Origin of the sequence: Protofrankia sp. CiT1, assembly GCF_917627335.1 — a bacterium.
Lineage (GTDB): Bacteria > Actinomycetota > Actinomycetes > Frankiales > Frankiaceae > Protofrankia.
The window spans coordinates 1-9329 of record NZ_CAKJTP010000037.1; the positions used below are offsets into that span (position 1 = coordinate 1).

Consider the following 9329-nt stretch of genomic DNA (forward strand, 5'->3'; position numbering starts at 1 on the left):
GGCCGGCGCTGGCCGGCGGATCGACGGGCCGGCGCACGAGGACGATGGCGGTCACCGCGATGGCAAGGACGACAATCGACACCCAGTCGTTGAGGCGCATCCCGAGGAACGTGTGGGCATCGTCGATGCGCAGCGCCTCGACCCAGGCGCGTCCAGCAGTGTACAGAATCACGTAGAGGATGAACAGCTTGCCGCGGCCAAGCCTGCGGTGAGCATCCACCCACAGCAGGACAGCGGCGACGCTGACATCCCACAGCGACTCGTACAGGAACGTCGGATGGTAGAGCGAGACGCCGGGGACGACCTGATGCGCGGGGTCGATCCGCACAGCCCAGGGCAGATCGGTCGCCCGGCCATAGAGCTCCTGGTTGAACCAGTTGCCCCAACGCCCGATGGCCTGGGCAAGCACGAGCCCGGGGGCCGCGGCGTCCGCGAAGAGACCGAACGGCGTCCCGTGGCGGCGGCAGACAAGCCACACGCCGAGCGCGCCCCCGGCGACCCCGCCCCAGATCCCCAGCCCGCCGTGCCAGATCTTGAGCGCGTCGGCCGGATGGCCACCGTCGCCGAAGTACGCGTCCGGACTGGTGATCACATGGTAGATCCGCGCACCGACGATCCCGAACGGGACGGCCCAGGCCGCGGCGTCCGCGGCGAGGCCGGCCGGCTGACCGCGGGCCCGCAGGCGCCGGTCGGTGAGCACAACCGCGACCAGGACACCAATTATGATCATAAAGGCATACGCCCGCAACGGGATGGGGCCCACGTGCAGGACGCCCGTCGATGGGCTGGGAATCGCGGCTAGAACCACGAGGCCCAACGTATACCGCCGCTCACGCGGCCCGTTCTCGCCGTCGTCATAAAAGAAGCTCCGGTAACAGGCCTGTCCGGCTCGCGCCGCCCAGGCGCCGCCCTGATTGAACGCCCTGTTCCCGGAGCCTCGTCAGCAGGCGCTACCAGGCGCTACCAGGCGCTACCGGAGGGCAGGGGCCGGGGGCCGGCCCGGCCCGAGCGCACGCCGGTGGCGAGGGCGGCCACGGTCCCCCGCACTGCCGCGGCGGCGGCACCCGGATCGTCGCCCGCGCGGTCGGCGTCCACCAGCGCGCTCACCAGCGCCGAGCCCACGATCACCCCGTCGGCGAAACCGGCCACCTCGGCCGCCTGCGCGGGCGTGCCCACGCCCACGCCCACCCCGACCGGCGTGTCGCTGATCGCTCGGACCCGGCTCACCAGCCCAGCCGCCTGCGCGCCCAGCGTCGACCGGGCACCGGTGACCCCCATGAGCGAAGCCGCGTAGATGAAGCCTCGGCTGACCTCGGCAACCCGCGCGATGCGTGCGTCGGACGAGCTTGGGGCGACCAGGAACACCGGGTCGAGACCGACCTCGGCGGTGGCCGCGAGCAAGGGCTCGGCCTCCTCGGGGGGCAGGTCCGGAGTGATCGTCCCGGCACCGCCAGCCGCCGCGAGATCCCGGGCGAACGCGGTGACCCCGTACCGCTCGACCGGATTCCAGTAGCTCATCACCAGAGTGGGCACACCGGTCGCGGCCACCGCCTCCACCGTGCGCAGGACATCGCGGGTGGTGACACCACGGCTCAACGCCGCACCGGCCGCAGCCTGGATCACCGGGCCGTCCATGGTCGGGTCGGAGTAGGGCAGGCCGATTTCGACGATCTCCACTCCTGCCTCGACCATGGCCAGCATGGCGCTGATACCACCGTCGACCGAGGGAAAGCCCGCCGGCAGGTAGCCGATCAGCGCCGCTCGCGCCGCCTCGCGTGCCAGCACGAACGTGTGGCTCAGCCGGTCCCGCTCACCTGGTCGGCACTGGTCGCCTGATCGGCCTCGGTCACCCGCGAAACTCTGCACCGCACGTCCGTTCCGTTGTCAGCCGGTGACACGATCCGGTGAAGCCACCGCGGCCCGGCCAGCTCATGAATGATCAAGAAGGTCAAACCAGCGGGCCGCGGTGTCAACGTCCTTGTCACCGCGACCGGAGCAGTTCACCACGACGACCGCGTCAGGACCCAGTTCCCGGGCAAGATCGAACGCCCCGGCGAACGCGTGCGCGCTCTCGATCGCGACCAGGATGCCCTCCAGCCGCGCGACCGTCCGCAGCGCGTCCATGGCTTCGCGGTCGTCGACGACCCGGTAGGTCGCCCGGCCGGTCTCATGGAGCCAGGCGTGTTCCGGGCCGATGCCCGGATAGTCGAGCCCGGCCGAGATCGAGTGTGACACCTGGGTCTGCCCGTCCGCGTCCTGGAGCAGGAAGGTCCGCATCCCGTGCAGCACACCGGGCGCCCCGCCCGCGATCGCGGCCGCGTGGCGCCCGGTGGACACCCCGTCACCACCGGCCTCGAGGCCCACCAGCCGGACGGACGGGTCGGCGATGAACGGGTGGAAGATGCCCATCGCGTTGGAGCCGCCACCGACACAGGCCACCACCGCGTCCGGCAGCTGCCCGGTACGGTCGAGAACCTGGGCTCGGGCCTCCACACCGATGACCCGCTGGAAGTCGCGGACCAGCATCGGGAAGGGATGCGGCCCCATGACCGAGCCGATGCAGTAGTGCGTCGTGCCCACGGTGGCCACCCAGTCCCGCATGGCCTCGTTGATCGCGTCCTTGAGCGTCCGGCTGCCCGCGGCGACCGCCACGACCTCGGCCCCGAGCAGCCGCATCCGCGCGACGTTGAGCGCCTGGCGGCGGGTGTCCTGCTCGCCCATGTAGACCACACAGTCTAGGCCGAGCAGCGCACAGGCCGTCGCCGTGGCGACGCCGTGCTGACCGGCACCGGTCTCGGCGATCACCCGGCTCTTGCCCATCCGGCGGGCGAGCAGGCACTGGCCAAGCACGTTGTTGATCTTATGCGAACCGGTGTGCGCCAGATCCTCACGCTTGAGCAGGATGCGGGCGCCACCGACATGGGCACTCAGCCGGGCCGCGTCGGTGAGCGGGGTGGGCCGGCCGGCATACGCCGTGAGCAGTCCGTCGAGTTCCGCGGCGAAGGCGGGATCGTCCCGGGCGGCCGCGTACGCCGCCGTCAGGCCGTCCAGAGCGGCGAACAGCGCCTCCGGGACGAAACGGCCACCGAAGCGACCGAAGTGACCGGCGCTGTCCGGCAGCGGGCCGCCCGGGAGGAGATCCTCAGGAGTTCGGCCGACGGTTCCAGCGGAAGTCATCGGCTGACTGTATCGGTCAACGCCCCACCCTGGTCGCCGGGTGAGCGCCCGCGGTGACGAGATCCGCGACCGCCTGCTGGGGATTGCTTCCCGTCACCGCGGCCTCCCCCACGAGAACCGCGTCCGCGCCGGCCGCCGCGTAGGCGAGCAGATCGTGCGGACCGCGCACCCCGGACTCGGCGACTTTGGTCACCTCCACGGGCAACAGCGGTGCCAGCTGGGCGAAGGTGTCGCGATCGACTTCGAGTGTCCGGAGGCTGCGTGCGTTGACGCCGATCAGGCGCGCACCCGCGTCGACCGCACGCGCGGCCTCGTCGCTGTCGTGCACCTCGACCAGGGCGGTCATGCCCAGCGACTCGACGCGGTCGAGCAAACCGATCAGGCGCGGCTGCTCCAGCGCCGCCACGATCAGGAGAACGATGTCCGCACCGTGCGCCCGTGCCTCGAAGACCTGGTACGGGGAAATGATGAAGTCCTTGCGCAGCACGGGCACGTCCACCGCCATCCGCACGGCGTCCAGGTCGGCGAGCGTCCCACCGAACCGGCGCCGCTCCGTCAGGACGCTCACCGCCGCCGCGCCCGCGGCCTCGAACTGCGCGGCGAGGGCCGCCGGATCCGCGATCGGCGCAAGATCGCCCTTTGACGGGGAGCGACGCTTCACCTCGGCAATCACCGAAACGGCCCGAGTGCGCAGTGCCGCGAGCGCGTCCCGTGGATCCGGGACACGCTCAACACGCCGTTTGAGCGTCGCCAGGGAGACCGTGGCCTCCCGTTCGGCGAGGTCGGCTCGCACCCCGTCAAGGATGTCGTCAAGGACACTCATCGGCCGGTGCCCAGGGCTGTCGCAGCCATGGCGCCGATGTTAGGCCAGCGGGCGGCCGGCGGCAGCAGGCCCCCGTCGAGGATCGCTGACTGTCACACTCGGCGGTTGCCCGTTGGTTGGCACAAGCCGGAAACACACCGACATGGGCGAGGCGAAAACCGTCCCACGCCAGGCATGCTCGCCCTCTCCCTACGCATCGTGATTGTCCCGCCGTTGTCAAACGATCTCTGTTGCCGCCGAGAGTGAGCCGCGCCGACCTCGCCCCAGCCCGGCCTCAGCCCGGCCTCGGCCCGGCCTCGTCCAGACCGGGCCCCCGCGTCGGGCAACCGGCGGAACTGTCGATGGCGGAGCTGCCCGCACCGAGCAACCGGCGGCGAACAACCGGCGGCGCAAAAACGGCGAAATCGGTATGCGGCACCCCTGGCCACATGAACACGCCATGACCTACCATCGAACGCGGGTTCGATTACATTCGATGAACCACATCCAGCCGGATCTCTACCGCGGAGGTAACGATGGAGGCGGGCATGTTCCGTGACCCACGGCCTGGCAGCCGAGCTCGATCGGTGCGCTCTACCGCCGCCGCGGCTGAGAGCGTGTGTGAGATCGGGCTTTCGATCAGTGAGCCGCGGCCAGGCGGCCCCTGGCAAGGCGGAAGGCCGAAGCGATACCGAATGAGTTGTATCGGTGTGGCCGACAACGCGGCCAAGGCGCGCCTGGGCGCGGCGAGCCGGAATGACGATCTCACACGCGCTCTGATACCGGCGCCATCCCAGCCGGCTGGGTGCTCCCCGGACCACGCGACCGGTGCCGCGGCGGCCATCCACGCCTGCTGGGCGCGACGCGGGCGCCCCGGTCAGGTCGGGTCGTCACCCCGGTCGATAGCCTCCCAGGCGTCGACCGGTCGGGCTGTCGGGCTCTCGTACCGGACGGACAGCGTCGACCAGGTGTGCCCACGGATCGCGACGATAGCGCCACCCAGAGCGAGAAGCGCTCCCCCACAGGTGGCAAGCCACGGCGCGGCTGTGCCCCGGATGTCGCGCAGGTTGGTGGTGACGCTCGGGGTGATCTGGCGCACCTGGGTGGCGACACGCGCGGCCGGCAGCGGGTCCGCGGCGATGCGGCCGGCGACGATGGCGACTGCCGCGCCGGCCAGCAGAACCAGCAGACCGACGAGTACACGCCCCCTGCGTCTGGTGGCGGCGGTCGCAACCACTCCCGCGAGCCCGACCAGGCCCAGCCCGGCCACGGCCGGGGCAAGATCCGATCCGGACAGCCGTACCGCCAACGGTGCGGCCGTGACCGCATCCTGTGCCGCGGCCCCGGCCGCCACACTCAGCTGTACCCAGGTCGCCCCGACGGTGACAAGCACCAGCACAGCGCCCAGCAGGCAACAGAGCACCGCCGCAGCCATCGCCCGCCGCCGTCCACGGTGGCCTGGGGACATGTCGACGGGTCGCTGATGGGTGATCATATCGGCGAACGCAACGACTCTGCGATCTCGATCGCCCGCAGCACCGCCGCCGCCTTGGTACGGCTCTCGTTGTTCTCGGCCACCGGCACGGAATCGGCAACGATTCCGGCGCCGGCCTGCACGTAGGCCCGCCCGTCGCGAAGCACAGCGGTCCGGATGGCGATCGCGGTGTCCAGATCGCCGCCGAAATCCAGGTAGCCGACCACACCCCCGTACAGCCCCCGGCGGGTTGACTCAAGCCCCTCGATGATCTCCATCGCACGCACTTTCGGCGCGCCGGTGAGGGTGCCCGCGGGAAACGTCGCCGTGAGGACGTCGATGGCCGAGCGGTCCTCGGCAAGTTCACCGATCACCGTGGAGACAATGTGCATGATCTGCGAAAAACGCTCAACCGCGGCGAACTCGACCACGCGCACCGAACCCGGCACGCAGACTCGTCCCAGGTCGTTACGCACCAGATCGACGAGCATCACGTGCTCGGCCCGCTCCTTTGGGTCAGCCAGCAGCTGCGCGGCGAGCTCAGCATCCCGCTCGGCCGTGGCGCCACGGGGACGGCTACCGGCGATCGGGTGCAGCAACGCCTGCCGGCCCGTCACCTTCACGTGTGCCTCCGGCGACGACCCGACGACATCGTGATCATCAAACCGGAGAAGGTACATATAGGGGCTCGGATTCGACGCCCTCAGCACCCGGTAGATATCAAGAGGCGCGGCTGTCGTCTGCCGCTCGAAGCGCTGGGAGACCACGATCTGGAAACACTCACCGGCCAGGATCTGCTCGATGGCGGCCTCGACGGAGGCTTCGAAGCGCTCTGGCGAGGTCCGCGACGCGAACCCGGCGAGCGAGAGGTCTCGTGGCACCATGGTGGTCGCGACCGTCGGTTCGGTCCACTTGCCGAGGTCGGCGGTCATGACCTCGAGCCGATGCACGGCGTCGTCGTAGGCCGTGTCCAGATCGCCGTCCCCGGTGAACACGTTTGCGATCAGCAGACAGGACCCGTCGCTGTGATCAAATACCGCGAGATCGGCGGTCAGCATCATGCGCAGCTCGGGCATGCCCAGGTCGTCCACGCAACCGGACGGCAGCCGTTCGACCCGCCGGACGATGTCGTACGACAGATAGCCGACCAGACCACCGGTGAGCGGTGGCGCGTCCGGCACCGTGGGAGTACGCAACGCCAGCTGAACCGCGCGAAGTACCTCGAGCGGGTCACCACCGGTGGGAACGCCCGACGGCGCCTGGCCGCCCACCCAGACGGCCGACCCGTCCCGTTCGGTGAGGGTCGCCGCGGCCCGGACACCGATGAACGAGTACCGCGACCACACCCCGCCGTTCTCGGCGGACTCCAGCAGGAAGGTTCCAGGTCCCCCGGCGAGCTTGCGGTAGATCCCGACCGGGGTCTCGCCGTCGGCGAGCAGGCGGCGGGTGACCGCGACCACCGGGTACTCGGCGGCGAGCGCGTGGAAGCCGGCCCGGCCCGGAATGATCTCACCTGTCGTCACGACTCGGCGCTCCTCGGGGACTTCACGGTAACGGCGACGGCCGGCAGGCTCCGGTTGTCGAAACATGTCCGGCTGCCCGTGTGGCAGGCCGATCCCACCTGCTCCACCCGGACCAGGACGGTGTCCCCGTCGCAGTCAAGAGAGACCGACCGAACCAGCTGGCGGTGGCCGCTGCTGTCCCCCTTGACCCAGTACTCACGACGGCTGCGGCTCCAGTATGTGGCCCGCCCGGTGGTGAGCGTGCGGTGCAGCGCCTCGTCATCCATCCAGCCGACCATCAGCACCTCGCCGGTGTCGTACTGCTGCGCGACAGCGGGGAACAGGCCAGCCTCGTCGCGCTTGAGCAGACCGGCTATGGCGGGGTCCAGACGGGACGCGGGGACGCACACGTGCCCATTGTGCCGTGCTCGGTCATGGCAGGTCACCGGCCACGCCCGCCGTCCACGAAGCGTGCAGGCGCTGATACACACCGGGGACGGCAACGAGTTCGGCGTGGGCCCCCCGCTGGACGATCCGGCCCGCGTCAACCACCACCACCATGTCCGCGGCCTCCGCGGTGGACAGCCGGTGGGCGATCGTGACCGATGTCCGCCCTCGGGTCAACGCGGCCAGCGCACGGGCGAGTCGCACCTCCGTGGCCGGGTCGACCGACGATGTCGCCTCGTCCAGGACGAGCAGGTCCGGTACCGCGACATGGGCACGGGCGAGGGCGACCAGCTGACGTTCTCCGGCGGACAGCAAGCTCCCACGTTCACCGACCCGGGTGCGCACACCGTCGGCGAGCCCAGCGATCCAGTCCGCAAGCCCCAGCGCGGTGAAGGCGTCCGCAACATCGGCGTCGCCGGCCTCCGGGCATCCGTAGCGAACGTTGTCCGCGATGCTCAGATCGAACAGGAAGCCATCCTGCGGGACCATGACAACCCGCCGACGCAACGAGGCGAACCGGACCTGCTCCGCGGGCACACCGCCGAGCAGCACCTGGCCAGCTGTCGGGTCCATCAGCCGCGTGAGCAGTTTCGCCAGGGTGGTCTTGCCCGATCCCGTCTCACCGACCACGGCGACCCTGGTCTGTGGCGCTATGTCCAGGTCGATGGCCTGCAGGACGGGCGGTCCTCCTGGATAAGCGAACGCGACACCGTCGAAACGCACCCCGAGCGGGCCAACAGGAAGATCTTTTCCAGTTTCGGAGCCAGGGTCACGGACATCCTGCGGTGTGTCCAGCACATCAAGGACACGGCGCAGGCCCGCAAGCGCGTTCGCGCCCTCATTGAGCACCTCGGTCAGCGTCTGCAACGGCAGCACGAACAGGGTGACCAGGAACAGGAAGGCCACCAGCCGGCCAGCGCTGAGATGACCGTCCACCCCGAGCAGCACCCCGCCGACCACCACGGCGCTGGTCGCGCATGCCGCCACCAGCTCACCGGCCGAGAAGACCGTGGCGACCAGCCGCTGCGCATCGGTCTGCGCCGATCGGTAGCGGTCGACGGAGGTGTCGACCCGCGTCTCGGTGCGCGCCTGAGCGCCGTAGGCGCGTACCACCGCGGCGCCGACCACGGACTCCGCAATCGCGCCCAGCATGTCCGCAACCCGCTCTCGAACCGCCCGGTAGCGTTGCGCAAGGAGCGGCTGAAAGCGCCTTACCGCAACAGCCATCGGCACAAAGGAGGCGTAGACAACGATGGTCAAAGGCCAGGAATAGATCGTCATAAGCACGGTCGCGATCAGCATCTGCCCGGAGGACAGCAGCAAGATCATGCCGCCGAGCTGCAGAAACTGCGACATCTGGTCAACATCGCTGGTCACCCGCGAGGTGAGGGCTCCCCGCCGCTGCTCCAGCTGGGTCAACGCGGACAGACCGTGGATGTGCCCGAAAACACGTATCCGCAGTGTCGCCAACGCAGCCTCGGACATCCGATACAGGCGGACGTTCATGCGGTAGGCCGCTGCGGCCGTCACCACGATCGCCAGCATCGCGCCCGCCGCCGCCCAGCCGACCACGCGCAGCTTGGGCGCTCCGTGCAGCAGGCCGTGGTCGACGGTCTGCTGGACCGCGATCGGGATCACCACTCGTCCCGTGGTGGCGATGAGCGCAAGAGCGATGGTCACCGGCAGGCCCGCGGTGAGCTCCGGTACGAGCCGCCGGATCTTACCGAGCGTCGCCCCCAGCGACTCTCCAGACCGGGCCGGAGCGCTGCCGGTGCCGTCGGGAGCGGCAGCCGGGTGTCCCTCGTTGCGGGTTCCGCGGATCACGGAGCCGCTCTCCGGCGCCATGCCATCCAGCCGGGGATCCGGATCCTCCTGGCGGGGCGCCGGAACGGTGACGCTCACCGTGCCACCGCGGCATCCTCAACAG

8 protein-coding genes are annotated in these 9329 nt (G+C 70.1%); all 8 read right to left on the bottom strand.

Annotation, left to right across the window (positions count from 1 at the left end; translation table 11 throughout):
• Positions 1–808 (bottom strand): prolipoprotein diacylglyceryl transferase (gene lgt, locus MJ785_RS08810; protein ID WP_239380378.1); only part of this gene is annotated, 808 nt, incomplete at its 3' end.
• A 152-nt stretch (positions 809–960) separates the two neighbouring features.
• The gene (gene trpA / locus MJ785_RS08815; RefSeq protein WP_370651471.1) at positions 961–1866 is read right to left on the bottom strand and encodes a tryptophan synthase subunit alpha; all 906 of its coding nucleotides are present in this window, start codon (positions 1864–1866) and stop codon (positions 961–963) included.
• 63 nt (positions 1867–1929) lie between these two features.
• Positions 1930–3177 carry a tryptophan synthase subunit beta gene (gene trpB / locus MJ785_RS08820; RefSeq protein WP_239309331.1) on the bottom strand — a complete coding sequence of 416 codons (1248 nt, stop codon included), beginning with the start codon at positions 3175–3177 and terminating at the stop codon, positions 1930–1932.
• Between the two features lie 16 nt (positions 3178–3193).
• Positions 3194–4000: an indole-3-glycerol phosphate synthase TrpC gene (gene trpC / locus MJ785_RS08825; protein WP_239309332.1), complete on the bottom strand. Its 807-nt coding sequence runs from the start codon at positions 3998–4000 to the stop codon at positions 3194–3196.
• An 856-nt stretch (positions 4001–4856) separates the two neighbouring features.
• Positions 4857–5414, bottom strand: coding sequence for a Trp biosynthesis-associated membrane protein (locus MJ785_RS08830; protein ID WP_239380379.1), 558 nt, complete (start codon positions 5412–5414; stop codon positions 4857–4859).
• Between the two features lie 56 nt (positions 5415–5470).
• Complete coding sequence (locus MJ785_RS08835; protein WP_239380380.1) at positions 5471–6976, bottom strand: anthranilate synthase component I; 1506 nt, start codon at positions 6974–6976, stop codon at positions 5471–5473.
• Positions 6973–7365 carry a phosphoribosyl-AMP cyclohydrolase gene (hisI, locus tag MJ785_RS08840; RefSeq protein WP_239309335.1) on the bottom strand — a complete coding sequence of 131 codons (393 nt, stop codon included), beginning with the start codon at positions 7363–7365 and terminating at the stop codon, positions 6973–6975. The genes MJ785_RS08835 and hisI overlap by 4 nt, the downstream gene beginning before the upstream one ends.
• Positions 7366–7387: 22 nt before the next feature.
• Positions 7388–9247, bottom strand: a complete 1860-nt coding sequence (locus MJ785_RS08845; protein ID WP_370652904.1) for an ABC transporter ATP-binding protein — start codon at positions 9245–9247, stop codon at positions 7388–7390.
• Positions 9248–9329 lie beyond the last annotated feature (82 nt).

Bases quoted from the DNA above. Each gene is read 5' to 3' on its own strand.
- MJ785_RS08845 (WP_370652904.1), bottom strand. From the start codon at position 9,247: ATGGCGCCGGAGAGCGGCTCCGTGATCCGCGGAACCCGCAACGAGGGA.
- MJ785_RS08830 (WP_239380379.1), bottom strand. From the start codon at position 5,414: ATGGCTGCGGCGGTGCTCTGTTGCCTGCTGGGCGCTGTGCTGGTGCTT.
- trpC (WP_239309332.1), bottom strand. From the start codon at position 4,000: ATGAGTGTCCTTGACGACATCCTTGACGGGGTGCGAGCCGACCTCGCC.
- trpB (WP_239309331.1), bottom strand. From the start codon at position 3,177: ATGACTTCCGCTGGAACCGTCGGCCGAACTCCTGAGGATCTCCTCCCG.